This window comes from Sphingomonas sp. GV3 (assembly GCF_031082075.1).
GTDB classification, from domain to species: Bacteria; Pseudomonadota; Alphaproteobacteria; order Sphingomonadales; family Sphingomonadaceae; genus Sphingomonas; species Sphingomonas beigongshangi.
In genome coordinates this window covers 1665281-1688486 of record NZ_JARWLE010000001.1, presented here as the reverse complement: position 1 = coordinate 1688486, position 23206 = coordinate 1665281, and the positions used below count along the sequence as shown (strand labels likewise).

General features: G+C 68.0%; 25 protein-coding genes and 2 tRNA genes. 11 read left to right on the top strand and 16 right to left on the bottom strand.

All coding sequences use genetic code 11. The features are described 5' to 3' along the window. The first annotated feature begins 73 nt into the window (after positions 1–73). The 3 genes from pgsA to RF701_RS07860 are packed head-to-tail and all read left to right on the top strand — an operon-like array spanning position 74 to position 1361. Positions 74–640, top strand: coding sequence for a CDP-diacylglycerol--glycerol-3-phosphate 3-phosphatidyltransferase (pgsA, locus tag RF701_RS07870; RefSeq protein WP_210359316.1), 567 nt, complete (start codon positions 74–76; stop codon positions 638–640). A gap of 5 nt (positions 641–645) precedes the next feature. Continuing rightward, positions 646–903: a molybdopterin converting factor subunit 1 gene (gene moaD / locus RF701_RS07865; RefSeq protein WP_203310287.1), complete on the top strand. Its 258-nt coding sequence runs from the start codon at positions 646–648 to the stop codon at positions 901–903. After that, positions 900–1361: a molybdenum cofactor biosynthesis protein MoaE gene (locus RF701_RS07860; protein ID WP_308814619.1), complete on the top strand. Its 462-nt coding sequence runs from the start codon at positions 900–902 to the stop codon at positions 1359–1361. The genes moaD and RF701_RS07860 overlap by 4 nt, the downstream gene beginning before the upstream one ends. Before the next feature lie 175 nt (positions 1362–1536). On the opposite strand, the gene RF701_RS07855 is transcribed toward RF701_RS07860, so the two are convergent. From RF701_RS07855 to rpsA, 7 genes are all read right to left on the bottom strand, one after another. Then, a complete protein-coding gene (locus RF701_RS07855; RefSeq protein ID WP_308814617.1) occupies positions 1537–2187 on the bottom strand; it encodes a fasciclin domain-containing protein in 651 nt (216 codons plus the stop codon). After that, entirely contained in the window at positions 2187–3089 is a 903-nt protein-coding gene (locus RF701_RS07850; RefSeq protein WP_210359314.1) for a hydrogen peroxide-inducible genes activator, read from the bottom strand. The genes RF701_RS07855 and RF701_RS07850 overlap by 1 nt, the downstream gene beginning before the upstream one ends. A gap of 103 nt (positions 3090–3192) precedes the next feature. Next, positions 3193–3618 (bottom strand): DUF4112 domain-containing protein, encoded by a 426-nt coding sequence (locus RF701_RS07845; RefSeq protein ID WP_308814616.1) that lies wholly within the window; start codon positions 3616–3618, stop codon positions 3193–3195. A gap of 5 nt (positions 3619–3623) precedes the next feature. Continuing rightward, complete coding sequence (locus tag RF701_RS07840) at positions 3624–5030, bottom strand: ABC transporter substrate-binding protein (RefSeq protein ID WP_308814614.1); 1407 nt, start codon at positions 5028–5030, stop codon at positions 3624–3626. Between the two features lie 11 nt (positions 5031–5041). Beyond that, positions 5042–5125: transfer RNA gene (locus tag RF701_RS07835), tRNA-Leu, on the bottom strand. A 459-nt stretch (positions 5126–5584) separates the two neighbouring features. Further along, entirely contained in the window at positions 5585–5863 is a 279-nt protein-coding gene (locus RF701_RS07830; protein WP_203310291.1) for an integration host factor subunit beta, read from the bottom strand. Positions 5864–5996: 133 nt separating this feature from the next. Beyond that, on the bottom strand, positions 5997–7706 hold the full coding sequence (gene rpsA / locus RF701_RS07825) for a 30S ribosomal protein S1 (RefSeq protein ID WP_203310292.1): 1710 nt from the start codon (positions 7704–7706) through the stop codon (positions 5997–5999). 260 nt (positions 7707–7966) lie between these two features. Between rpsA and RF701_RS07820 the strand changes: the two genes are divergently transcribed. Both RF701_RS07820 and RF701_RS07815 read left to right on the top strand, forming a co-directional pair. Then, positions 7967–8236: a type II toxin-antitoxin system ParD family antitoxin gene (locus RF701_RS07820; protein WP_308814613.1), complete on the top strand. Its 270-nt coding sequence runs from the start codon at positions 7967–7969 to the stop codon at positions 8234–8236. Next, the gene (locus RF701_RS07815) at positions 8226–8513 is read left to right on the top strand and encodes a type II toxin-antitoxin system RelE/ParE family toxin (protein ID WP_210359312.1); all 288 of its coding nucleotides are present in this window, start codon (positions 8226–8228) and stop codon (positions 8511–8513) included. Before RF701_RS07820 ends, RF701_RS07815 begins: the two co-directional genes overlap by 11 nt. Here the strand turns inward: RF701_RS07815 and cmk are convergent. Both cmk and aroA read right to left on the bottom strand, forming a co-directional pair. Continuing rightward, the gene (gene cmk, locus RF701_RS07810) at positions 8510–9133 is read right to left on the bottom strand and encodes a (d)CMP kinase (protein ID WP_287978015.1); all 624 of its coding nucleotides are present in this window, start codon (positions 9131–9133) and stop codon (positions 8510–8512) included. The two genes, RF701_RS07815 and cmk, sit on opposite strands and share 4 nt — an antisense overlap. Further along, entirely contained in the window at positions 9130–10482 is a 1353-nt protein-coding gene (aroA, locus tag RF701_RS07805; protein WP_308814611.1) for a 3-phosphoshikimate 1-carboxyvinyltransferase, read from the bottom strand. The genes cmk and aroA overlap by 4 nt, the downstream gene beginning before the upstream one ends. Positions 10483–10611: 129 nt before the next feature. On the opposite strand from aroA, the gene RF701_RS07800 reads away from it, so the two are divergent. Together RF701_RS07800 and RF701_RS07795 are read left to right on the top strand one after the other, a co-directional pair. After that, a complete protein-coding gene (locus RF701_RS07800) occupies positions 10612–10935 on the top strand; it encodes a TIGR02300 family protein (protein ID WP_308814610.1) in 324 nt (107 codons plus the stop codon). A 124-nt stretch (positions 10936–11059) separates the two neighbouring features. Further along, positions 11060–11135: transfer RNA gene (locus RF701_RS07795), tRNA-Ala, on the top strand. Positions 11136–11222: 87 nt separating this feature from the next. On the opposite strand, the gene RF701_RS07790 is transcribed toward RF701_RS07795, so the two are convergent. Then, the gene (locus RF701_RS07790; RefSeq protein ID WP_210358313.1) at positions 11223–11930 is read right to left on the bottom strand and encodes a FadR/GntR family transcriptional regulator; all 708 of its coding nucleotides are present in this window, start codon (positions 11928–11930) and stop codon (positions 11223–11225) included. Positions 11931–12247: 317 nt separating this feature from the next. Here RF701_RS07790 and RF701_RS07785 point away from each other — a divergent pair, with 317 nt between their 5' ends. Beyond that, positions 12248–13807 carry an alpha-L-arabinofuranosidase C-terminal domain-containing protein gene (locus RF701_RS07785; protein WP_308814609.1) on the top strand — a complete coding sequence of 520 codons (1560 nt, stop codon included), beginning with the start codon at positions 12248–12250 and terminating at the stop codon, positions 13805–13807. Between the two features lie 81 nt (positions 13808–13888). Here RF701_RS07785 and paoC read toward each other — a convergent pair whose 3' ends face one another. The 4 genes from paoC to RF701_RS07765 all read right to left on the bottom strand — a co-directional run bounded on the left by paoC (position 13889) and on the right by RF701_RS07765 (position 18704). Further along, entirely contained in the window at positions 13889–16108 is a 2220-nt protein-coding gene (gene paoC / locus RF701_RS07780; protein WP_308814608.1) for an aldehyde oxidoreductase molybdenum-binding subunit PaoC, read from the bottom strand. Then, positions 16105–17091, bottom strand: a complete 987-nt coding sequence (locus tag RF701_RS07775; protein ID WP_203310341.1) for a xanthine dehydrogenase family protein subunit M — start codon at positions 17089–17091, stop codon at positions 16105–16107. Before RF701_RS07775 ends, paoC begins: the two co-directional genes overlap by 4 nt. Continuing rightward, complete coding sequence (paoA, locus tag RF701_RS07770) at positions 17088–17720, bottom strand: aldehyde dehydrogenase iron-sulfur subunit PaoA (RefSeq protein ID WP_210358232.1); 633 nt, start codon at positions 17718–17720, stop codon at positions 17088–17090. The genes RF701_RS07775 and paoA overlap by 4 nt, the downstream gene beginning before the upstream one ends. Before the next feature lie 195 nt (positions 17721–17915). Beyond that, positions 17916–18704 (bottom strand): Crp/Fnr family transcriptional regulator, encoded by a 789-nt coding sequence (locus RF701_RS07765; protein ID WP_210358231.1) that lies wholly within the window; start codon positions 18702–18704, stop codon positions 17916–17918. A gap of 318 nt (positions 18705–19022) precedes the next feature. On the opposite strand from RF701_RS07765, the gene RF701_RS07760 reads away from it, so the two are divergent. After that, positions 19023–20099, top strand: a complete 1077-nt coding sequence (locus RF701_RS07760; protein WP_308814607.1) for a catalase family protein — start codon at positions 19023–19025, stop codon at positions 20097–20099. Between the two features lie 93 nt (positions 20100–20192). Here the strand turns inward: RF701_RS07760 and RF701_RS07755 are convergent, their stop codons facing one another. After that, positions 20193–20657 carry a MarR family transcriptional regulator gene (locus tag RF701_RS07755; protein WP_308814606.1) on the bottom strand — a complete coding sequence of 155 codons (465 nt, stop codon included), beginning with the start codon at positions 20655–20657 and terminating at the stop codon, positions 20193–20195. Positions 20658–20765: 108 nt separating this feature from the next. Between RF701_RS07755 and RF701_RS07750 the strand changes: the two genes are divergently transcribed. Next, positions 20766–21191: an organic hydroperoxide resistance protein gene (locus RF701_RS07750; RefSeq protein ID WP_210358228.1), complete on the top strand. Its 426-nt coding sequence runs from the start codon at positions 20766–20768 to the stop codon at positions 21189–21191. A 120-nt stretch (positions 21192–21311) separates the two neighbouring features. After that, a complete protein-coding gene (locus RF701_RS07745; protein WP_308814605.1) occupies positions 21312–21830 on the top strand; it encodes a DUF1440 domain-containing protein in 519 nt (172 codons plus the stop codon). Positions 21831–21839: 9 nt separating this feature from the next. Here the strand turns inward: RF701_RS07745 and RF701_RS07740 are convergent, their stop codons facing one another. Next, positions 21840–23162, bottom strand: coding sequence for a sorbosone dehydrogenase family protein (locus RF701_RS07740; protein WP_308814604.1), 1323 nt, complete (start codon positions 23160–23162; stop codon positions 21840–21842). Positions 23163–23206 lie beyond the last annotated feature (44 nt).

Below are 23206 nucleotides of genomic sequence, written 5' to 3'. Positions count from 1 at the left end.
TCCTGCGGCAGGCATGATGCCGGTTCGTGCGATGCCGGGTTCCGCCCGGTCCTCCGGCTCGATAGGAAGGGGCATGCTGACGCTCCCCAACCTGTTGACCCTGTCGCGGATCGTCGCGGTTCCGCTGCTCGTCGCCTTTCTGTGGTGGCCGCGGTGGGAGGCGGGGTTTGGCATCGCCTTCGCGCTCTACTGCCTGATGGGGATCACCGACTATTTCGACGGCTATCTCGCCCGCGCGCAGGGGGCGGTGTCGAAACTGGGCATCTTCCTCGATCCGATCGCGGACAAGATCATGGTCGCCGCGGTGATCCTGATGCTGGTCGGGACCCGGCACGACGATGCCGCGCTGATCACGGGCGTCCATCTCATTGCCGCGCTCGTCATCCTGTTGCGCGAGATCGCGGTCTCCGGCCTGCGCGAGTTCCTGGCCGGCCTGCAGGTTTCGCTGCCGGTGTCCAAGCTGGCCAAGTGGAAGACGACGCTGCAGCTCGTCTCGCTCGGCGCGCTGATCCTCGCCGGCGCGCTGCCCGGCGCGCCGTGGATCAAGATCGCCGGGCTCGGCAGCCTGTGGGGCGCGGCGGCGCTCACCCTGGTGACGGGCTGGGATTACCTGCGCGTCGGCCTGAAGCACATGGATTGATTACGATGGCCATCGACCTGCTCTATTTCGCCTGGGTACGCGAGGCGATGGGACGCGCGGGCGAGCGGGTGACGCCGCCCGCCACGGTCGGCACCGTCGCCGACCTGATCGACTGGCTCGTCGCGCGCGATCCCGCGGGCGCGGCGGCGCTCAGCGATCGCGGTCGGCTGCGCGCAGCGGTCGACCAGGCGTTCGTCGCGCTCGACGCACCGATCGCCGGGGCCCGCGAGATCGCGCTGTTCCCCCCGGTGACGGGCGGATGATCCGCATCCTCGTCCAGCAGGATCCGATCGACCTCGCCGCGGAGATGGCGCGGATCGAGGCAGCGGAGGGGGCAGGCGCGATCGCCACCTTCACCGGGCTGGTGCGCCGCGATGCGGACGGGGCGGACGGGACGGGCGGAGTCGGCACGCTCGAGCTCGAACATTATCCCGGCGCCACCGAGGCCGCCCTGACCCGGCTCGTCGAGCATGCGCAGCAAAGATGGTCGCTCGGCGCGGCGACGATCGTCCACCGCGTCGGCCCGATGTCGCCGGGCGAGCGGATCGTCTTCGTCGCGACTGCGGCACCGCACCGCGCCGCCGCGCTCGAGGCCTGCGCCTATCTGATCGACCGCCTGAAGACCGACGCGCCGTTCTGGAAGCGCGAGATGCGCGACGGCATCGCCCGCTGGGTCGAGGCGCGCGACACGGACAATGCCGCGGCCGCACGCTGGGGCTGACCGGCGGACAGGCCTAACATCCTACGCTGCTTCACGCCGGGCGTTCGTTCGGCAGCCTCGCCGCCCGTGGCCCGTCGCTGGCGCGGGGGCCCCGCCGGCCGGGCCATGACGTCCAATCCGGCGATGCCGGAGCGGGGTGCGGGCCGGAATCGCATCCGCGCACGTGGATCAGACCTTACGGCAGTGTCGGCGTCAGCACGCCGTTGATCACCTGCAACATGCCGTTGGCCTGGCGTATGTCGGCGGCCTCGACATAGGCCTTCTCGCCGCTGCTGCTGGTCAGCGTGACGACGCCGTCGATCAGCGTCGCCGTGATGGGCTGTCCGGCGAGGGTCGTCAGCGTCGCGCGGCCGCCGCCTGCCTCGATCCTTTGCGTCAGCGCCGCGACATCGACCTCGCCGGCGACCGCGTGATTGCGCAACAGCAAGGCCAGCGTCGCCCGATTGTCCGGCGCTAGCAGGTCCTGCGCCACGCCCGGCGCCAGGCGCGAATAGGCCGCGTCGCTGGGCGCGAAGAGCGTATAGGGCCCGGGCCCGTCGAGCATCGTGCCCAGACCGGCGGCACGGACCTCCGCCGCCAGCGTCGACAGGCCGGGCGTGGCTGCGACGGACTGGCCGATCGTCGCGTCCGGGGCGATCCGGGCGGGATCGACCGCAGTCGGCGTCAGCGTGGCGCTGGTCGGCGGCGGGGCGACGCCGGGTATGGCCGCCGGCGGCACGCATCCGGGCAGGGCCGCGAGCAATATGATGGCGGCGCTGTGGCGGGGCAGGACGCGTCGCCGCGTCGCGGCGACCCGGTCAGGCCGAGCGATATCGATCCGGCGCATCAGTGGACCTGCGCCAGCGTTTCGGCGAGCAGCTGGAAGTCGCGCTCCCGTGGCGACGCGCGCCGCCAGACCAAAGCGATCCGCCGCACCGCATTTTCCGCCGCAAGCGGGCGCGCGACGATCCCCGTATGCTCCAGGATGCCGGCGTCGATCGCCATCTGCGGCAACATCGTCATGCCCAGACCGTTGTCGACCATCTGCACGATCGTGTGCAGCGAGGTTCCCAGCATGGTCGCCTCCGCCCGCAGCTCGGGCCGGTTGCATGCCGCCAGCGCGTGATCCTTCAGGCAATGGCCGTCCTCGAGCAGCAACAGGCGATTCTCGTCGATCGCCGAAGCGGGAATGGAGGCAGGGTCGCTCGGCATGTCGCCGGGCTGATAGGCGACGTAGAGCCGGTCGTCGAACAGCGTCTGCGACGCGACTTCGCCACACGCGAAGGGCAGGGCGAGCAGCACGCAGTCGGTGCGACCGTTGTGCAGGCCCTCGCACGCCGCACCGCTCGGCTCCTCGCGCAGGAACAGTTTCAGGTCGGGGTAATCGGCACGCAGGCGCGGCAGGATGCGCGGCAGCATGAACGGTGCGATCGTCGGGATGACGCTCATCCGCATCTCGCCCGACAGCGGCCGGCCCGCGGCACGCGCGATATCGCCCAGTTCCTCCGCTTCGCGCAGCACGCGACGCGCCTTGTCGGCGATCCGATCGCCCAGCGGGGTGAAGCGGACGACCCGGCGCGTCCGCTCGACGAGCACCACGCCGATCAGCGTCTCGAGTTCCCGCAAGCCGGCCGACAGCGTCGACTGCGTGACGAAACATGCCTCAGCCGCGCGGCCAAAATGGCCGTGGTCCTTCAGCGCCACGAGATATTGCAGCTGCTTGAGGGTCGGCAGATAGGTGGCGGCCATGGGTCGCTCCGTTGATCGCTTTTGTCGATGAGGCGGTGCGGATAGACGCGATCGGACGACGGCGCCAGCCGCGCGCCACGGCCTGTCGCGCGAAGCGTCCGCCTCAGCCCTGCAGCGTCACCGTGCCGGGGTGATGGCGATCGAGATGACGCCGGATGATCCGCAGGTTGCGCGTGTTGGAACGGAAGAAGAAGTCGGGGACCGCACCGACCCAGGGGATCATCCCCAGCGCCCAGTCGATCCCGACATTGCCGAACATGCGCGCCATCTGCATCTTCGACATGCCGAGATTGCGCGCCTCCCAGACGAGATACGAGCCGATGGCCGCGGCGATCGTCGTGCCGACGACCGGCACCAGGTCCAGCAGCACGTCGAGGCCGACCCGCCGGTTCGTGCCGGGGATGACGAACAGGCCCTCCATCACGCGCTCCATCGCAGCGATCCGCGTGCGGACGGAGGCGGGGTCACGGCCAACGGGAAGCGTGGCGAGCACGCTCTGCGCGTCGATCGGGCGAGTGCGGTCTGTCATGCGAGTTATTTGGTGTCGTCGCGCAACCGGTTCAACGGGTGCCATGCGCGCGGGTTCGCCTGCCACTGGCGCAGGCGCAGGGCGACAAGCGACCAGCGCAACGGGCGGGCGAGCGGGATGAACGCGGCATCGCTGGTCAAGGCCACGTCCGCGGCGGCGATCAGGCGCGACCGTTCGGCCAGCGTCGGCGCATCGCGCGCGGCCTCGATCGCGGTTGCGGCTTCGGTGCTGCACGGCCGGCATGCCTGCGCCAGATACCAACGTGCGCTGTCATAGGGCGCAACCAGGTCGACCAGGCGCAGATCGGCTGCGGCATCGGCGGCGACCCGCCGCGGCGCAATTCCCGCCGTCACCAGCGTCGCGGCGACCTGCCCGTAGACGAGCGTCGCGCCGGGCCCTGGCGGCAGCGCGATCGTCAACGTAACCGGGGCACCGGCCGCGGCGACCCTGGCGCGCAAGGCGTCCCGGCGCTGCTCCGGCGTCAGCAACGACCAGCCCGGCACCGCAGGGGGCGCGGCCGAGTCGAGCTGATCGGGCAGGATCCTGTCGGCCCCCTCCCAGCCGGCCATGACCGCGCCGGTCAGGGCCGTCCGATCGATCGCGCCCGCCAGCGCCGCGCGATTTGCCGCGTCGGCGAGAAAGCCGACGCGGCGTTCGATCGCGAGGCCGAACAGCCCGGCTGCGGGATCGATCCGCACGTTCGCCGGCGCGACGCCGGCGGAGGCGACAAGCGGCCAGTCGCGGAAGGTGCCGCCGCTGACCAGGTCCGATTCGTGCGCGGCGAAACGCACGATCGCCCGCGCCGCCCGTTCGCCGATCAGGCGGACCTCGTCCTCCGGCGCCGTGCGGCGCTGATCGTCCGGATCGGCGCGGCCGGGATCGATGGCTGGGCGCAGCAGCGGGCTGGCCGTGGCATGGACGATCCGCAAAGGGCCGGCGCCGCCGCTGCGTGGCCGCCACAGCGCAAGCTCCGGCTGCGCGAACAGTTTCAGCAGATCCGGGCGCGGTCGACGCAGGCGGACCTCGATCACCTGCGGCGTCATCACCACGATTTCGTCGACCGCGGTGAGGAACGGTGCGAGCGGGTTGCGCGATCCGGCGCGTAACTGACGGCGGAGCAACGCCACGACCTGGTCTGCGGAAACGGGGCTGCCATCGGTCCATTGGGCGGTGCGCAGGCGGAAGATGTAGCTCATGCCATCGTCGATGACGATCCATCGCTCGGCCAGCCCCGGCTCGATCTGCCCGGCCGCGTCGAACCGGACGAGGCCCTCGGCGGTCGCGTCCATCAGCAGGCGGGCAGGCGTATCCAGCGCCTTGCGTGACGGATCGGCGGCGCGGGGCGGCATCCCGATCGCGCTGGCCACGACGGGACCCGAATCCGGCCGCTGGTTGCAGCTGGCGAGCGCCACGGCGACGGCGATGGTGCGGACGGCGGGACTCGAACCCGCACTCCGAAGGAAACCGATTTTAAGTCGGCAGCGTCTACCGATTCCGCCACGTCCGCGCACGAACGATCCGAAGCGCAGCTTGGCGCGGGCGTCAACCCGCGCGAGGCGTTCAGAGGTCGGATATACGTGCCGGACGCGGTGCGACGGCCGGCGCACACCGAGAGATGCGGCGGCAAAGGCCGCGGCTGCGATCGCCGGCGTGATCGACCGGGCCCGACGGATCGGAAGCGACCGGAACAGACCGGCGCGGCTATCCGGCGGAACGACGCGCGGGCGAAACACGCAGGCGGTGACGGCAGCGCAGGCGGCGATGCCGCCGAAGCCCGGGCTTGCACGGCGTGGACAGCATGGCGACGGTCGGATGAGGAAAAGCGCGTTCATCGCGCCATGCAGCGAGTTGCCGCGTCCCGGCGCGCTTGCCTATCGTGACGGACGCCGGCCATGTGTCGGGCGTGCCGCGACATTCTGGTCCTCGCCCGCCGCCGGAACCAGCGGTGCGCGGGACAGGCCGGCCGTCACACGTTGAGGCGCGCGCGCATTTCCTTGCCGGGCTTGAAATAGGGGACGCGCTTGGCGTCCACGTCGACCATCTCGCCCGTGCGGGGATTGCGGCCCTGGCGGGCGTCGCGCGAGCGGGTCGAGAAGGCACCGAAACCGCGCAGTTCGACGCGGCCGTTGGCGGCGAGCCGCCGGGTGATCTCATCGAAGAAGGTGGTGACGATCGTTTCCATGTCCTTCGCATTCAGCTCGGGATTCTGATCGGTCAGCGTCTGGATAAGTTCGGAACGGATCATTGGCAGGCTTCCTGCAGGACATCGTATAATGCCTTGATACGCATCAATGCGCACGAAGCATAGGTCCAATTCGGATAGCAGCCGCCAAAATGAGCAGGGCCGGGACACCTTCGCGTCCCGGCCCCACCTGTGCTTACTTCTTGTCCGCCTCGTTGCGCGCCTTGAGCGCCTCGCCGAGGATGTTGCCGAGCGTCGCGCCCGAGTCGGACGAGCCGTACTGGGCGACCGCCTGCTTCTCTTCGGCGATCTGCATCGCCTTGACCGAGAAGGTCGGCTTCTTCGAACGATCGAAGCCGGTCACCATCGCATCGAACTTCTGGCCGACCTGGAAACGCTCCGGACGCTGCTCGTCGCGATCGCGGCCGAGGTCGGTGCGCTTGATGAAGCCGGTCGCACCATCGTCGCCCGCCTGCACTTCGAGGCCCGCGTCGCGGACTTCGAGGACGGTGACGGTGACGACCTGGTTCTTGCCCAGGCGATCGCCCGCGCCCGCGGCGACGGGGCCGCCGCGCTCGAGCTGCTTCATGCCGAGGCTGATGCGCTCCTTCTCCGGATCGATGTCGAGCACGACCGCCTGGACGGTCTCGCCCTTACGGTGCAGCGCCAGCGCGTCCTCACCCGACACACCCCAGGCGATGTCGGACATGTGGACCATGCCGTCGACGTCGTTGTCCAGGCCGATGAACAGACCGAATTCGGTCGCGTTCTTGACTTCGCCCTCGACGGTCGAGCCGATCGGATGCGCGGCGGCGAACGCCTCCCACGGGTTGTTCTGCGCCTGCTTCAGGCCCAGGCTGATGCGGCGCTTGTCCTCGTCGACCTCGAGCACGACGACATCGACTTCCTGCGAGGTCGAGACGATCTTGCCCGGATGGACGTTCTTCTTGGTCCAGGACATTTCCGACACGTGGACCAGGCCCTCGATGCCGGCTTCCAGCTCGACGAACGCACCATATTCGGTGATGTTCGTGACGCGGCCCGACAGCTTGGCGCCGACGGGATACTTGGCGCTGGCGCCGTCCCACGGATCCGACTCGAGCTGCTTCATGCCGAGGCTGATGCGCTGCGTGTCCTTGTTGATGCGGATGATCTGGACGCGGACGGTGTCGCCGATGTTGATCATCTCGGACGGGTGGTTGACGCGCTTGTAGCTCAGGTCGGTGACGTGCAGCAGGCCGTCGATGCCGCCCAGGTCGACGAACGCACCGTAATCGGTGATGTTCTTGACGACGCCCTCGATGATCTGGCCCTCGTGCAGCGACTGGATCAGGCCCGAACGCTGCTCGGCGCGGGTCTCTTCCAGCACGGCGCGGCGGCTGACGACGATGTTGCCGCGCTTGCGGTCCATCTTCAGGATCTGGAACGGCTGCGGGATGTCCATCAGCGGGGTGACGTCGCGCACCGGACGGATGTCGACCTGGCTGCCCGGCAGGAAGGCCACGGCGCCCGACAGGTCGACCGTGAAGCCGCCCTTGACGCGGCCGAAGATCACGCCCTCGACGCGGTTGCCCTGCGAGAATTCGAGCTCGAGCTTGTCCCACGCGGCCTCGCGGCGGGCGCGGTCGCGGCTGAGCATCGCTTCGCCGTGCATATTCTCGACGCGGTCGACATAGACCTCGACCTCGTCACCGACCTTGAGGTCGGCCTTCTGGCCCGGCGCGGCGAACTCGCGCAGCGGCACACGGCCTTCGGACTTCAGACCGACGTCGATGACGGCCATGTCGTTTTCGATCGCGGTGACGGTGCCGTGCACCACGCGGCCCTCGAAGCTGTCGGCGCCGCCGAACATGTCATCGAGCATCGCCGCGAAATCGTCGCGGCTCGGAAGGGCTTGAGTAGCCATAGGGTTAGAGTGTCCTCGAGCTTATTCGTTTCCGGCCAAGCGGTTGGCTCCGCTGGTCTTGGCTGAAAACGCCGCGGCGACCCCATGTCGGTCGCGGCATCCGGCCGTACGCATGGGCCGCGGGAGGTGAGGGATCGCCGATATGCGAAAAGGCGCGGGGGACATGCCACACGCGCCGACACCTTCCGCAAACCATAGGTCCGGCGGACGATGCAGCGGTAACGCCAAAGGGCGGAGAAAGCAAGTTGACAATCCTTGCCATGGATCCCACGATCTGCGGCATGGCTACCATGAACATTTCGCTGCCCGACGCCATGAAGGAATGGGTCGAGGCCCAGGCCCAGACCGGCCGCTACGCCAATTCCAGCGACGTGGTGCGCGACCTCATCCGCCGCGAACAGGTGCGGGCGGAGAAGATCGCCGCGATGCAGAAAATGGTCGACGAGGCGCGAGCGAGCGGGATTTCGACGCTGACGCCGGAGGAGCTTCTGGCAGAAGCGCGGCGGCGAGCCGGTGTCCATGTTTTATAGGCTCTCTGGCGAAGCGGAAGAGGACTTTATCGCGATCTACCGCTACGGTTTCGAGCATTACGGGCAGGATCAGGCTGAGCGCTATGCGCAACGATTACGGCAATGTTTCTTGTTCCTGGCTAATCATCCCCGTGCCGCGCGCCTGCGGGTGGAGTTGACGCCCCCGGTGCGCGCGCATCCGATGGGCGCACATCTCATCGTATATGACGTCGATGAGGAGGATGCCATTACGATCTTGCGCATCTCTCACAGCCGGAGCGACTGGGCGACCGACTAGCCTGCCCGGGCGGTCTCGACGATTTCGACGGCCCGCTGCACGCTCGCTTCGATCGACAGGAAGCTGGTGTCGAGCGTCACCGCATCCGGCGCCTGGACCAGCGGCGCTGCAGACCGTCCGCTGTCGCGCGCGTCGCGCGCGCGGATGTCGGCGAGCACCTTGTCGAAGCTGACCGTCGATCCGTGCATCTTCAGTTCCGCATGGCGCCGTTGCGCGCGCACCTGCGGGGTTGCCTTGACGAACAATTTGGCGGTCGCATCCGGCGCGATCACGGTGCCGATGTCGCGTCCGTCGAGCACCGCGCCGCCTTCCTGGTGCGCGAACCGTTTCTGTCGCTGGAGCAGCGCCGCGCGCACCAATGGATGCGCGGAGACGACGGAGGCGAGCTGGCCGATCTCGTCGGTCCGCAGCGCCGGATCGGCCAGCGTCAGATCGTCGAAGCCGCAGGCGGCGACCGCGTCCGCCTCCTTTTCCGCATCGAGGTCGAGCCGTCGCACCGTCAGCGCGACCGCGCGATAGAGCAGGCCGGTGTCGAGATGCGGCAGCTTGTAGTGCCGCGCGAGCGCCTTGGCGATCGTGCCCTTGCCGCTCGCGGCGGGACCGTCGACTGCGATGATCATCGGTTGATCCACCGCGGCGCGGCGCCCAGGCGCGACGCCGTGTCGACGAAAAACGGATAGCTGGTGGCGATCGGCGCGGCGTCGTCGATCAGGACGTCGCCATTGCTGTGCATGCCCGCGACCGCCATGCTCATCGCGATCCGATGGTCGAGCAGCGACGCGATCCGCGCGCCGCCGGTGCCCTTCAGGGGCTCGCCGTCGCGTCCTTCGATCGACAGGCCGTCCTCATGCTCGGTGACCGTCACGCCCGCCAGCCCGAGCGCCGCCGCCATCGCCGCGATCCGGTCCGACTCCTTGACGCGCAGTTCATGGGCGCCGCGCGCCACCGTCGTCCCCTTGGCGAAGGCGGCGGCAACGAACAATATCGGATATTCGTCGATCATGCTGGGGGCGAGTTCCGCCGGCACGTCGATCGCGGAAAGCGGCGCATGGCGGACGCGCAGGTCGGCGACCGCCTCTCCGCCGACGTCGCGCGCATCGACGGCGTCGATCGACGCGCCCATCATGCGCAGCGCGGTGACGAGGCCGGTCCGTGTCGGATTCATCAGCACGTTGCGGATCGTCACGTCGGACCCGGGGACGACCGAAGCCGCGACCATCCAGAAGCCCGCCGACGAGGGGTCGCCGGGCACCTCGATGTCCTGCGGCTTCAGTTCCGCCTCGCCGGTGATCGATATCAGCCGCCCCTCGGGCGTCTCCTCGACCGTCAGTTCGGCGCCGAAGCCGCGCAGCATGCGCTCGCTATGGTCGCGCGTCGGCACCGGTTCGATCACGCGGGTGATGCCGGGCGTGTTGAGGCCGGCGAGCAGAACCGCCGATTTGACCTGCGCGGAGGCGACGGGCAGCGCGTAGGTGATCGGCACTGCCGGGCACAGGCCGCGCATCGTCAGGGGCAGGCGATCCCCAGGGCTGGTGGTGAAGTCGGCGCCCATCCTGGCCAGCGGCTCGGTGACGCGCGCCATCGGACGCTTCGACAGGCTGGCGTCGCCGACGAAGGTCGCGGTAATCGGATGACTGGCGACCAGTCCCATCAGCAGCCGCGTGGACGTGCCGGAATTGCCCATGTCGAGGGCGATCTGTGGCTGCAGCAGGCCGCCGACGCCGACGCCATGCACCGTCCACGTCCCGTCGTCGCCGCGCGCGATGTCGGCGCCCATCGCGCGCATTGCACCGGCGGTGGCGAGCACGTCCTCGCCCTCCAGCAGCCCCCGGATGCGGCTTTCGCCGACGGCGAGGCCGGCGAACATCAGCGACCGATGGCTGATCGATTTGTCCCCGGGCACGGTGACGGAGCCGCGCAACGGTCCGGTCGCGGCGATCGAAAGGGGGCGGGCGGGGGCGTTCGACATGGCTGGCCGCGGGCTTTGACAGTCCCCTTGCGCTATGGCAAGGCGCCCCCAAAGTAACTGGCCACGAAACGGGCGAGGGGGCCACCTTCGGCCGCGACGACCCATTTTTCCGAAAGGCACACTGGCGGCATGATCAAGCCGGAATGGGGCACGAAGCGTACGTGCCCGAAATGCGCCACGCGCTTCTACGACCTCGAAAAGGACGATCCCGTGACCTGCATCAACTGCAATACGCAGTGGGTGCCGGAACCGATCCTCAAGTCCAAGCAGCCGCTGCCGTTCGAGCAGGTCAAGCCGGAAGGCAAGGAGGCCGATTCCGATCTGGAGGGCGGCGACGAGGATCTGGAGGCGCTGGGCGCCGAGGACGAGGAGCCGTCGGCGGACGACGAGGTCGATCTGGGCGGCGACGACGATCTGGGCGTCGAGACGTCCAACGAGGACGACGAGCATTGATGCGCGTCCCGTCGCGCCACGTGCGCGGCGGGAAGCAACCACGCGAAAAAAGGTGTGGCCGGCGGTGAAAACACCGCTTGCCATACTCCGGCGCCCCCGCTAGTGGGGCGCCTCCCGGACGGATGGGGCCGTAGCTCAGCTGGGAGAGCGTCGCAATGGCATTGCGAAGGTCAGGGGTTCGATCCCCCTCGGCTCCACCATTTCGTCCCTGAACCCGACATCTTGGCATAAAGGCTTCGGCCGCAGCGGCGGCTGCGTTGCCTGGCGCGCGGTGCCTCGCGTAGCGGTCACCCCTCCAGCGCGATCTCCGTATCCTGCTGCGCCTGGCGCAACAGCTCCACCGTCGCTTCGCGCGCGCTTACCGGATCGGCATTCGCGATCGCTTCGAACAAGATGCGGTGTTGCGGCATGGGATCGCGGGGCTGGCGGTTCTGCTTGTATTTGAAGAAGGTCGTCCAGCGCACCGCGGAGGTGATGCTGCCCGAGAGGCTTGCGAGCAACTCGTTCCCGGCCGCTTCCAGGATCACAGCATGGAAGAGCTGATCCGCGGTCTGCCCCTCGGTCGTCGCAAGGCCATGCGTACCCATCGATTCGAGTGCATGGCCCATGCGCGACAAGTGACGGGCATCGCGGCGCTCAGCCGCGAATTCGGCCGCCGCGGGCTCGACGATCATGCGCAGTTCGAACAGGCTGCGGACGAAATCCAGCGGCGGCGAACCTTCGAACATCCAGGCGAGCAGGTCGGGGTCGAGCATCGCCCAGCGGCTGCGGTCCCGCACGCGCGTACCCGCTTTCGGACGACTCTCGACCAGCCCCTTGGCAGCGAGCATGCGCAGCGATTCGCGCACGACGCTGCGCGACAACCCGAATTGTTCGGCCAGTTCAAGCTCGCCGGGCAGCACCGATCCCGGTGCATGGCGGCCCGTCGCGATCGCCACGCCCAGGCGGTGCGCCAGCAGCGTATGGGCGGGTTGCCGCCTGAGTCCGTCTTCCATCGCCGCGCTGATCCTCCCGAGCATCGATCCTAGGCGGCGTCCGGCGCCTGCGGCAAGCGCTTCGTCGCGAAGCCTGTCGTGAAAAGCCCCGCTTGACTTTGCCTTCTATTGTCCGACAAGATGCGTCGAAGAAGAGGGAGGGGCGCGTCGCCATGGCGAGCGAAAAGCCGAGGTTTCGCGATCCGAGCCCGATGCGCGCCGCGGCGTCGCCGCGGCCGGCATGCCTTGCATTCGCCGCACATTCCGAATCCGATCCGACGCGACCCGAATTCCACCCACTGGCGCGGGCCTGCGCCCGCATGACGGAGAACCGCCCCATGCGTATCCTGCTGAGCGCGCTCGCGCTCGTCCTCGCGTCCCCCTCGCTGGCGCAAAGCACGTCCGCGCCGGCGGAGGGTGCGCCCGATAGCGTCGTCGTCCATGGCGACCGCCCGGCGCCGAAATTCGACAAGCGGCTCTTCGGCCAGTTCGCCGAACATCTGGGCAGCGGCATCTACCGCGGCGTCTGGGTGGGCAAGGGCAGCAAGGTCCCCAACATCGACGGCTATCGGCGCGACGTCATCGACGCGCTCAAGGCGATCCGCGTGCCCGTCATCCGCTGGCCGGGCGGCTGTTTCGCGGACGAATATCACTGGCGGGAGGGGATCGGACCGCAGGCGAAGCGCAAGGTGAAGATCAACACCAACTGGGGCGGGGTGACGGAGGACAACAGCTTCGGCACCACCGAGTTCATGAACTACGCGGAGATGGTGGGGGCGGAGCCCTATGTCTCCGGCAATGTCGGGTCCGCGCCGCCGTACGAGATGGCGGAATGGGTCGAGTACATGACCTCGCCGACGGGCTCGAGCCTGGCCAAGGAGCGGGCCGCCAACGGCCGGAAGGCGCCCTGGAAGCTCGGCATGTTCGGCCTCGGCAACGAATTGTGGGGCTGCGGCGGCAACATGAAGCCCGAATATGCCGCCGACGTGACGCGACGCTATTCGACGTTCATCAAGATGCCCGAAGGCCAAAGGGTGATGAAGATCGCCAGCGGCGCGAATTCGGAGGATTACACCTGGACCGACGTGATGATGCGCGACGCACGCGACGCGTTCGACGGCATCGGCGTCCATTACTATACCATCCCGGTGGAATGGGCGCACAAGGGTGCGGCGACCGGTTTCGACGAGGACGGCTGGGCCCGGACGCTCGCCAAGACCGTGCGGATGGACGACATCGTCACGCGCCATGCCGCGATCATGGACAAATATGATCCCGCCAAGCGGGTCGCGCTGCTCGTCGACGAATGGGGCACGTGGTACGATGTCGAGCCGGGTACCAACCCCGGTTTCCTCTATCAGCAGAATTCGCTGCGCGACGCGCTGGTCACCAGCCTGAACTTCGACATCTTCGCGCGGCACACGGATCGGCTGCGCGGCGCCAACATCGCGCAGATGGTCAACGTGCTGCAGGCGATGCTGCTCACCGACGGCAATCGCATGGTGAAGACGCCGACCTATTGGGTCTTCGACATGTACAAGGACTATCAGGACGGCACCGTCCTGCCCGTCGACGTCCAGTCGCACTGGTACAACAAGAACGAGTGGACGTTAAAGGCGGTCAGCGCCAGCGCGGTGCGCGGAACGGACGGCGTCGTGCACATGGGGCTGACCAACGTCGACCCGAACCGTCCGGCGACGGTCAGCGTCAGGCTGGACGGCATCACCGGCGGCAGCGTGTCGGGTCGCATCCTGACCGCGCCGGCGATGGACGCGCACAACACCTTCGATGCGCCGGATGCCGTCAAGCCCGCGGCCTTCACCGGCGCGACGCTGTCGGCGGGGACGCTGTCGGTGATCCTGCCGCCGAAGTCGGTGGTGATGCTGGACCTGCGCTGATCCGGGCGGGGGAGGGCGGTTTCCTCTCCCGGTTCGCGATGATGCCGGGCCTGCGCGCGGATGCGCGGGCCCGGCGTTGCGTCATGCCACGTGCGGCAACTTCTCCAGATGCTTGTCCAGCGTGATCGGATAATCGCGCACGCGCACGCCGGTGGCGTTGTAGATCGCGTTGGCGATCGCCGCGCCGACGCCGCACAGGCCTAGCTCGCCGACGCCCTTCGCCTTCATCGGCGACGACATCGGATCGGCCTCCTCGAGGAAGACGACCTCCTGGTGTGGGATGTCGGCGTGGACCGGCACCTCATAGCCGGCCAGATCGTGGTTGACGAAGAAGCCGAAGCGCTTGTCGACCGCCAGTTCCTCCATCAACGCCGCGCCGACGCCCATCGTCATCGCGCCGATCACCTGGCTGCGCGCGGTAAGGGGATTGAGGATGCGGCCCGCGGCGCAAACCGCGAGCATGCGGCGCACGCGCACCTCGCCCGTCCAGGCGTCGACCCCGACTTCGACGAAATGGCCGGCGAACGTCGATTGCTGATACTTCTTCGCGAGATCGCCGTATTCCAGCATCTCCTCGGCCGACAGGCCGGCATCCCCCGCCGCCTCGGCAAGGCTGACGCTGCGGTTGCCCGCACGGACCTTGCCGCCCTCGAACGTCACGTCGGCCGAATTGAAGCCGAGCTTCTGGGCGATCGTCTCGCGCAGCTTAGCGCAGGCGGCGTAGACGCCCGCGGTCGAACTGTTGCCGCCCCACTGGCCGCCCGACCCGGACGAGACAGGGAAGGACGAATCGCCGAGCAGCACGACGACCTTGTCCAGCGGCACGCCCAGCATCTCCGCGGCCGTCTGCGCGATGATCGTGTAGCTGCCGGTACCGATGTCGGTCATGTCGGTGGCGACGGTGACGACGCCCTTGCGATCGATGCCGACGCGCGCGGCGGACTTCATCGTCATGTTGTTGCGGAAGCCGGCGGCGACACCCATGCCGACCAGCCATTGGCCGTCGCGCGTCGTGCCTGGCTTCGGGTTGCGCCGTGACCAGCCGAAACGATCGGCGCCCTGACGCAGGCAGCCGACGAGGTCGCGCTGCGAGAATTTGCGTTCGGGCTTGGCCGGGTCGACCTGCGTGTCGTTGACTATGCGGAATTCCACCGGGTCCATGCCCAGCTTCTCCGCCATCTCGTCCATCGCGATCTCGAGTGCCATCAGTCCGGGTGCCTCGCCCGGTGCGCGCATCGCATTGCCTTCCGGCAGATCGAGCACCGCGAGCCGCATCGCCGTCAGCCGGTTCGCCCCGGCGTAGAGCAGCTTGGTCTGCGACACCGCCGTCTCGGGACCGCCGCCGGGCAGGTCGCCCGATCCGCTCTCGTGCGCGATCGCGGTGATGCGCCCATCCTTCTGGCAGCCGATGCGGATGCGCTGGATCGTCGCCGGGCGGTGCGTCGTGTTGTTGGCGATCAGCGGGCGCTGCAGCGCTACCTTGACCGGTCGCCCCGCCGCGCGCGCGCCCAGCGCCGCCATGATCGCATCGGAGCGGACGAACAGCTTGCCGCCAAAGCCGCCGCCGACATAGGGCGAGATCAGCCGCACCTTCTCCTTGGGGATGCCGAGCGTGCGCGCGACGTCGCCCTTGCCCCAGTTGATCATCTGGTTCGACGTCCAGATGGTCAGCTCGTCGCCCTGCCACGCCGCGATTGAGGCGTGCGGCTCCATCATCGCATGGCTCTGGTCCGGCGTGGTGTAGCGCGCGTCGAGCGTCACCGGCGCCGCGGCAAAGGCCTTCTCGAAATCGCCGACCCGGTCGACCGGCGGCGCCTTCGACCCCTCGCCGCTGTCGTCGCCCTTCAGCGGCGCATGATCGAGCTCGGCAGCCAGGTCGAAGCGACCCTTGGTACGGGCATAGTCGATCCGCACGAGCGCGGCGGCGGCGCGGGCCTGTTCGAACGTCTCGGCGACGACGACGGCGACCGCCTGATGGTAATGTTCGATCGCAGGGCCGCCCAACAGGTTGGCGGTGTTGAAATTGCCCTTGGTCAGCTTGCCGGCATTGTCCGCCGTGACGATGGCGAGGACGCCTGGCGCCGCCTTGGCCGCGGAAAGGTCGATCCCGGCGATGCGCCCCTTGGCGATGCCCGCGCCGACGACATAGCCATAGGCCGCGTTCGGCGCCGCCCGGTTCTGTTCATAGGCATAGGGGGCGGTGCCCGTCGTCTTGTACTTGCCGTCGATCCGGTCGGTCGGCTTGCCGACGACCTGCATCCGGTCGATCGGATTGGTGCCTGCTGGCGTGTCGAACTTCATGCGCCGCGCTCCTGCGTACCAGGCGTTTGGGTCATCGTCTTCGCATCATGGATCGCGGCGGCGAGCGTCCGCTCGACCAGCGGGACCTTGAAGGCGTTGTCGCGGGTCGGGCGCGCACCGGCGAGCAGCCGGTCGGTGACGGCCTTTGCCCCTTGCGGCATCGCCGCCTCGGCCGCCTCGTCGCGCCATGGACGCGGCGCGATGCCGCCGATCGCGGCACGACCGGAACCGTCGCGCTGGATCACCGCGGCGACCGACACGAGGGCGAAGGCGTAGGAGGCGCGGTCGCGCACCTTCCGGTAGATATGCGTGCCGCCGAGCGGCTTGGGCAGCGTCACCGCGGTGATGAGCTCGCCGGGTTTTAGATTCGTGTCGATGTGCGGCGAATCCCCCGGCAGCCGATGAAAATCGCCGAACGCGATGCGCCGGGTCTGTCCGGCGGGGTCGATCGTCTCCACCGTCGCATCGAGCACACGCATCGCGACCGCCATGTCGCCGGGATAGGTGGCGATGCAGGCATCCGAGGTGCCGATCACCGCCAGCTGGCGGGAATAGCCGCCGATCGCGGCACAGCCCGAGCCCGGCCGCCGCTTGTTGCACGCCTGATTGGTGTCGTAGAAATAGGGACACCGCGTCCGTTGCAGCAGGTTGCCGGCGGTCGTCGCCTTGTTGCGCAACTGCCCGCTCGCGCCCGCGACGATCGCGCGCGTCAGCACGCCATAGTCGCGGCGAACGCGCGGGTCGCTGGCAAGCGCGGTGTTGCTGACCAGCGCGCCGATCCTGATGCCGCCGTCGTCGGTTGGCTCGATGCGGTCGAGCTTCAGGTCCTGCACATCGACCAGATGTGCGGGGGTCTCGATCTCCAGCTTCATCAGGTCGAGCAGGTTGGTGCCGCCGGCGAGAAACTTGGCGTTGGGCGTCGACGCGACGGCGGCGGCCGCCTCCGCCGGTGTCTTGGCGCGCGTATAGGTGAAGGGCTTCATGCGCGTCCTCCCGCTACGTCGGCCATAGCCTCGGCAATGTTGGAATAGGCGCCGCAGCGGCAGATGTTGCCGCTCATCCGTTCCCGCATCTCGATGTTCGTCGCCTGGGGCCTTGTGGTGATGTCGGCCTGCACATGGCTGGGCACGCCTGCCTTGATCTCGTCCAGGACCGCAACGGCGGAGCAGATCTGGCCCGGCGTGCAATAGCCGCACTGATAGCCGTCGTGCTTCACGAACGCCGCCTGCATCGGATGCAGCTTGTCGGGCGTCCCCAATCCCTCGATCGTCGTGACGCGATCGCCCTGATGCTGGACCGCGAGGCTCAGACAGCTGTTGATCCGCTTACCATCGACGATGACCGTGCAGGCGCCGCACTGGCCGTGATCGCAGCCCTTCTTCGTCCCGGTCAGATGAAGATGCTCGCGCAGCGCGTCGAGCAGCGTGGTGCGCGTGTCGACGTCCAACGTCTGCTTGCGGCCGTTGACCGTCAGCGTCACCGGCATGGTCGACGGCATCGTCCCGGCAGGCGCCTGCGCCTCCGCCTGCGGTACTGCGGCCAATGCGCAAGACGCCGCGCCGCCGACGATCAGGCCGCGGCGCGACACCTGGGCTTCGTCCCCCAAGGACATATTTCATTGCTCCCCTGCAAGGCCCGACATGCAGGCCATGTGGCACGCAGCCTTAACGCGGCAAGGCGCACCTCCGACTGATCGATGATAACGACCGTGGCGCACGGAAGGTTCCGTTGCAACGCGCAACGTTCCCTGGATTTCTTGCGGGGGAGGATGCCTTTGGTGCCGAGGCTGCCGGCAGGGACGCGCGGGTCAGCCGTTCTGCTGCGCCCCGCGAGACCGTCGCTCATCCGCGCCGCCGAGGATCAGACGGGCATAGGTATGCTCGGGCTGCCCGTAGGTGTCGCCCGCGATGGCCATCAGCTTCGTCCGATCGCGCACGACGACCCGGCCGCGCAGGCCCCGCACCGCCTGTTCCGACTCCAGCCGGTGCAGCGCTTCGGTAATGCTCGACCGACGCACGCCCAGCATGAGCCGGAATTCCTCATGCGTCAGACAGATGTCCTCGCCGCTGATCCGGTCGTGATACAGCAGGATCCACCGCGCCATGCGGCGCTCGACCGGATGGACCAGCGATGAGACGATCGTGCTCGCCATCTGGACGTTGATGACGCCGACGAAGCGCAACAGCATGGCGCGAAGGGATTCGCTTTGCGCAACAGCGGCGAGGAACGCATCGCAACCGATGCGCAGCGCGGTGCCGCTTTCGGCACGCATCACGACATCATGCGGCCAGTGCGTCTCGCCGAGAAGAAGCGGCCATCCGGTGAAGCCCTCCAGGCCGACCAGGCCCACCGCCAGCCGGCGGCCATCCGACCGGGAGTCGAGAATCGCGGCCACCGCTCCTTCGGGAAAGTGCAGGCAGTCGATCGGTGCGCCGGTGGTCGCCAATTCGTCGCCGATCGCAAAGGGTACGCGTTCGAGATGCGGCGCCAACGCCGCGAAGTCGGCGCGGTCGAGGCTGGCGAGAAAGGTGTTGCGGATGCCATCGGCAGTGACTGCGACGGGAATGCGGAATTGGCCTGAGCGTGGATCGGTCATGTCGGCGTTCATCGCTCCGTGCCTAGAATAGGCGGCAGCATCTGGTCCAGTCCGGCCTCGTTCTGCACGGTTTCGTACAGAAACTGCGCCGGTCTACCGAATGTTGGGAATGGGGAGCCGCGGCGCAAGAATTTGCTAATGCGTGGCAATACGGCGGCAAAGCTTACCCGGACAGCAGTATTGACCTTGGAAATTGATGCAGATCAAATCTTTTGCCGTAGGCGTAACCGTTTTCCGACCATTTAAGACCCAAGCGGCAGCCTATGCGACGGCTCGTTCGTTATCGGGTGCTCCAGCATTCTTCAGGATAATCGAGATATGCCCCAAGCTGCCGTCCGCTACGCCGACTCCATCGAAACCATCGATTCGGCAGAAGGAGACACGCACCGCGAATTGAACGAGACGTTCGACACCATCCTCGAGCGGACCGCGGAGGATTATGGTCATGCGGTGCGCTCGGTGCATGCGAAATCGCATGGCATCCTCGAGGGCGAGATGACGATCGACGATCATCTGCCGCCCGAACTGGCGCAGGGCCTCTTTGCCACGCCGGGCACGCACAAGGTGCTGATCCGCATGTCGACAAATGCCGGTGACATCCTTCTCGACGCGATCAGCCTGCCGCGCGGCCTCGCGATGAAGGTGCTGGACGTCGACGGCGAGCGGCTTCCGGCTGCCGAAGGGCGGACGCAGGATTTCGTGATGGTCAACGGCCCCGTGTTCCAGGCCAAGACCGCCGACAAGTTCCTCGGCAACCTCAAGCTGCTCGCCAAGACGACCGACCGGATGGAGGGTGGCAAGAAGGTCATCTCGGCGGTGCTGCGCGGCGTGCACACCATGCTGGACGCGGTCGGCACGCAAATCCCGGCGGTCGATTCGCTGGGCGGCGCACCGAACGTCGAGCCGCTCGGCGAAACCTATTACAGCGCCACCGCCTTCCGCTACGGCGACCATATCGCCAAATTCTCGCTGGTTCCCGTCGCTCCGGCGCAGGTCGCGCTGACGGGCAAGACGATCGCGGTCGACGGGCGGGAAGACGCCATCCGCGAAGAGGTGCGAGGCGAGATGTTGGGCATGGCGGCCGAATGGGAATTCAGGGTCCAGCTGTGCCGCGATCTGGAGCGCCAGCCGGTCGAGGACCCCACGATCGAGTGGGATGAGAAGGAGGCGCCTTTCATCCGGGTCGCGACGGTGCGGGCGAGGGCACAGGACAGCTGGGACCCGGCGCTCGTCGAGACGGTGAACGAGCGCATGCGGTTCAGCGTCTGGACGGGCCTTGCCGCGCATCGCCCGCTCGGCAACATCAACCGGGCACGGCGCGACACCTACCGCCATTCGGCCGACTTCCGCGCGCGGTTCAACGGCTGTCCCTATCATGAGCCGGCGGGGGACTGAGCGCATCGGTCGCTGCGGCGGCGGGGAGTGATCCACCGCTACCAGCGCGTTCCCGCATGCCGTCCGTGCACGGCTGCGGGGCCGCCAGGCGGATCAGCCAGCGTCATCGCCGGGCGGCAGGGCAAGTGCGGCGTTGAGCGCGTGAAGGCGGTCGTTGAGCGCGCGAACTTCCGCCATGTCCATGCCGCTTCGCGCCAGGATAAGCGGGCCGAGGCACCCCGTCTCCTGCCACCGCGCCGCCCCCAGGTCGGTAAGGCGGACGCGAACCTGTCGCTCATCCTTCGGGTCGCGGCTGCGCGACACCAGGCCCGCCGCCTCCAGCCGCTTGATCAGTGGCGTGATCGTGCTCGACTCGAGTGACAGGCGTTCGGCGATCTGGCCGATCGTACGGTCGGGCTGCTCGTGGAGCGCCTGGAGGACGAGGAACTGCGGGTAAGTGATGCCGAGTCGGTCGAGCACGGGCTTGTAGGCGCGATTGATCGCGATCGTCGCGGTGTAGAGCGAGAAGCACAATTGCTCGTCGAGGGGGATGGGGAGGGGGGGAGGATCGGCAGTCATGGCAGCGGCATAGCACAAAATATGTTTCGCGATAACTTTTATCTGGACAATGAATGGGCGAGCGGCTAATTCAATTATCGCGATAACTAAATTGCAGAGGAAAGGTCCATGTCGATCAACGTCTTGTACAGCACCAACGCGACGGCCACGGGCGGTCGTGACGGGCATGCACGCTCCGACGACGGCCGTGTCGACGTCCAGCTCTCGACGCCGAAGGAACTGGGTGGCGCCGGCGGCGAGGGCACCAACCCGGAACAGCTGTTCGCGGCGGGCTATTCGGCCTGCTTCATCGGCGCGCTGAAGGTTGCCGGGCAGCAGTTGAAGGTAAAGGTGCCGAACGACGTCAAGGTGACGGCTAAGGTAGGTATCGGCCCCAACGCGGAGGGCGGCTTCGGCATCACTGCCGATCTCACCGTGGATCTTCCGGGCGTCGACCGGGAGCAGGCGCAGCAGCTCGTGGAAGCGGCGCACCAGATCTGCCCCTATTCGAACGCGACCCGCGGCAATGTCGACGTCGGGCTGACGCTGGCCTGATCGAGGCGCGGCGGCGACACATCGGTTCGCTGCCGTACGGACGAGGCCGGCGGTCCCGCACGGCGGATCGCCGGCCGCGCACAAGGGTTGCCCGGGTGTACACCGCTACGGAGCCACCCCATGTCCCGAGACCAGCAGCAATCCGCCACCAGCCGTCTGTTGGGAGGCGCGCTTGCGGGGCTCGTCGGCGGACTGACCGCGTCGGCCGCGATGGATGCGTTCCAGGCGGGCATCGCCGCTTTGTCCAAAAACGGCGGTTCGCAGGGTGACGGCGAGCCTGCCACGGTGAAGGCCGCCGACTCGATCGCCAAGGCCACCATCGGCCACGACATTGCGGACGTGGACAAACCGCTCGCCGGCCAGGCGGTGCATTACGCGCTCGGCGCCGCGCTGGGCGTTGCCTATGGCATGGCGGCCGCGGTGCGGCCCCGCGTCACCAAGGGCTATGGCGTCGCCTTCGGCCTGACCACCGCCACCGTGCTCGACGAGGCCGCCGTCCCCGCGGCCGGGCTGGGTGACGCGCCATGGCGGTCACCGCTGTCGAGCCACGCCTATGGCGTGGCGTCGCACCTCGTCTTTGGCACCGTGACCGAATTGGTCCGCCGCCGGGTTGCCGCCGGGCTCACGCCAGAGCGGTGATCCTTCGCGTCACTTCGTCGATACGCGCCAGATCGTGTTGCCGACGTCGTCAGCGACCAGCAGGCTGCCCGTCCGGTCGCCGATCACGCCGACGGGACGCCCCTGCGCCTTGCCGTCCGCATCGAGGAAGCCGGTCAGAACGTCGACCGGCTTAGCGGCATCGGCCGGGAAGCCCCGCGCGCCGAAGGGGACGAACACGACCTTGTAGCCCGATACCGGCTTGCGGTTCCACGACCCGTGCTCGCCGACGAACGCACCGTTGGCGAAGCGGTCGCCCAGCTTCATGCCGTTCGAGAAGGCGAGGCCGAGCGCGGCGACGTGCGGCCCGAGCGCATAATCGGGACGCTTCGAATATTGCTGCAGGTCGGGGTTCGCCGGCTCGACACGACGGTCCGGATAGCCGCCCCAGTAATACCAGGGCCAACCGAACTGGTCGCCGAACTCCACCTGCGTCAGATAGTCGGGCGCCAGGTCGCTGCCGAGCATGTCGCGCTCGTTGACGACCGTCCACAGCTGATTGTTGGCGGGATTGATCGCCATCCCCTGCGGATTGCGCAGGCCGGAGCCATAGATGCGGAACGTCTTTTCCTTCGGCCAGACCTGCAGGATGTTGGCGCGGAATTTCTCCGCGGCCATGCCGTTCTCGGCGATGTTGGACGAGGAGCCGACACCCACGAACAGCGTGCGGCCGTCCGGCGCCGCGATCAGCGTGCGCGCCCAGTGGTTGCCGCCCCCGTTGAGCTTGACGACGAGTTCCGGCTTGGCGGCGATCTGCGTCGCGCCGTCGCGATAGGGGACGCGGACGACGCTGTCGGTGTTGGCGACGTACAATTGGCCCTCGAACAGCACCATCCCGGTCGGCGAATGGAGGCCGGTGAGGAAGACGTGCCGCTCCTCCGCCACGCCGTCGCCATTGGCGTCGCGCAGCAGCGTGATGCGGTCGGCGGAGGGCACGCCGGCACCCGCCTTGCCCATCAGCCACCCCATCACCATGCCCTGGATGCCGCCGACGTCACGCGGCGGGCTGTTCGTTTCCGCGACGAGGATGTCGCCGTTGGGGAGCTGATAGAGCCATCGCGGATGGTCCAGCCCGGCGGCGAAAGACTGCACCTTCAGCCCCGCGGCCGCCACCGGGGTGCGCCCGTCTCGCCAGCCCACCGCGTCGGCCACCTTGAAGGTCGGGATCGTCTGGTCGCGCGGATCGGTGATCTTCGGGCGCTTGCCCGTCACCTCGTCGAACGGCACGCGCGCCGTGTCGGGCCAGGCGAGATAGACGACGGTGGCGATGCCGACGAGCAGGACGATCAGCGCGACGCGGAGAAGGTGCTTCATGCGATCACGCTAGGGGAGGGGCGGGACCGACACAATAAGCCTCT

Coding starts and splice junctions, on each gene's coding strand:
- pgsA (WP_210359316.1), top strand. CDS start 74: ATGCTGACGCTCCCCAACCTGTTGACCCTGTCGCGGATCGTCGCGGTT.
- moaD (WP_203310287.1), top strand. CDS start 646: ATGGCCATCGACCTGCTCTATTTCGCCTGGGTACGCGAGGCGATGGGA.
- RF701_RS07860 (WP_308814619.1), top strand. CDS start 900: ATGATCCGCATCCTCGTCCAGCAGGATCCGATCGACCTCGCCGCGGAG.
- RF701_RS07855 (WP_308814617.1), bottom strand. CDS start 2,187: ATGCGCCGGATCGATATCGCTCGGCCTGACCGGGTCGCCGCGACGCGG.
- RF701_RS07850 (WP_210359314.1), bottom strand. CDS start 3,089: ATGGCCGCCACCTATCTGCCGACCCTCAAGCAGCTGCAATATCTCGTG.
- RF701_RS07845 (WP_308814616.1), bottom strand. CDS start 3,618: ATGACAGACCGCACTCGCCCGATCGACGCGCAGAGCGTGCTCGCCACG.
- RF701_RS07830 (WP_203310291.1), bottom strand. CDS start 5,863: ATGATCCGTTCCGAACTTATCCAGACGCTGACCGATCAGAATCCCGAG.
- rpsA (WP_203310292.1), bottom strand. CDS start 7,706: ATGGCTACTCAAGCCCTTCCGAGCCGCGACGATTTCGCGGCGATGCTC.
- RF701_RS07820 (WP_308814613.1), top strand. CDS start 7,967: ATGGATCCCACGATCTGCGGCATGGCTACCATGAACATTTCGCTGCCC.
- RF701_RS07815 (WP_210359312.1), top strand. CDS start 8,226: ATGTTTTATAGGCTCTCTGGCGAAGCGGAAGAGGACTTTATCGCGATC.
- cmk (WP_287978015.1), bottom strand. CDS start 9,133: ATGATCATCGCAGTCGACGGTCCCGCCGCGAGCGGCAAGGGCACGATC.
- aroA (WP_308814611.1), bottom strand. CDS start 10,482: ATGTCGAACGCCCCCGCCCGCCCCCTTTCGATCGCCGCGACCGGACCG.
- RF701_RS07800 (WP_308814610.1), top strand. CDS start 10,612: ATGATCAAGCCGGAATGGGGCACGAAGCGTACGTGCCCGAAATGCGCC.
- RF701_RS07790 (WP_210358313.1), bottom strand. CDS start 11,930: ATGGAAGACGGACTCAGGCGGCAACCCGCCCATACGCTGCTGGCGCAC.
- RF701_RS07785 (WP_308814609.1), top strand. CDS start 12,248: ATGCGTATCCTGCTGAGCGCGCTCGCGCTCGTCCTCGCGTCCCCCTCG.
- paoC (WP_308814608.1), bottom strand. CDS start 16,108: ATGAAGTTCGACACGCCAGCAGGCACCAATCCGATCGACCGGATGCAG.
- RF701_RS07775 (WP_203310341.1), bottom strand. CDS start 17,091: ATGAAGCCCTTCACCTATACGCGCGCCAAGACACCGGCGGAGGCGGCC.
- paoA (WP_210358232.1), bottom strand. CDS start 17,720: ATGTCCTTGGGGGACGAAGCCCAGGTGTCGCGCCGCGGCCTGATCGTC.
- RF701_RS07765 (WP_210358231.1), bottom strand. CDS start 18,704: ATGACCGATCCACGCTCAGGCCAATTCCGCATTCCCGTCGCAGTCACT.
- RF701_RS07760 (WP_308814607.1), top strand. CDS start 19,023: ATGCCCCAAGCTGCCGTCCGCTACGCCGACTCCATCGAAACCATCGAT.
- RF701_RS07755 (WP_308814606.1), bottom strand. CDS start 20,657: ATGACTGCCGATCCTCCCCCCCTCCCCATCCCCCTCGACGAGCAATTG.
- RF701_RS07750 (WP_210358228.1), top strand. CDS start 20,766: ATGTCGATCAACGTCTTGTACAGCACCAACGCGACGGCCACGGGCGGT.
- RF701_RS07745 (WP_308814605.1), top strand. CDS start 21,312: ATGTCCCGAGACCAGCAGCAATCCGCCACCAGCCGTCTGTTGGGAGGC.
- RF701_RS07740 (WP_308814604.1), bottom strand. CDS start 23,162: ATGAAGCACCTTCTCCGCGTCGCGCTGATCGTCCTGCTCGTCGGCATC.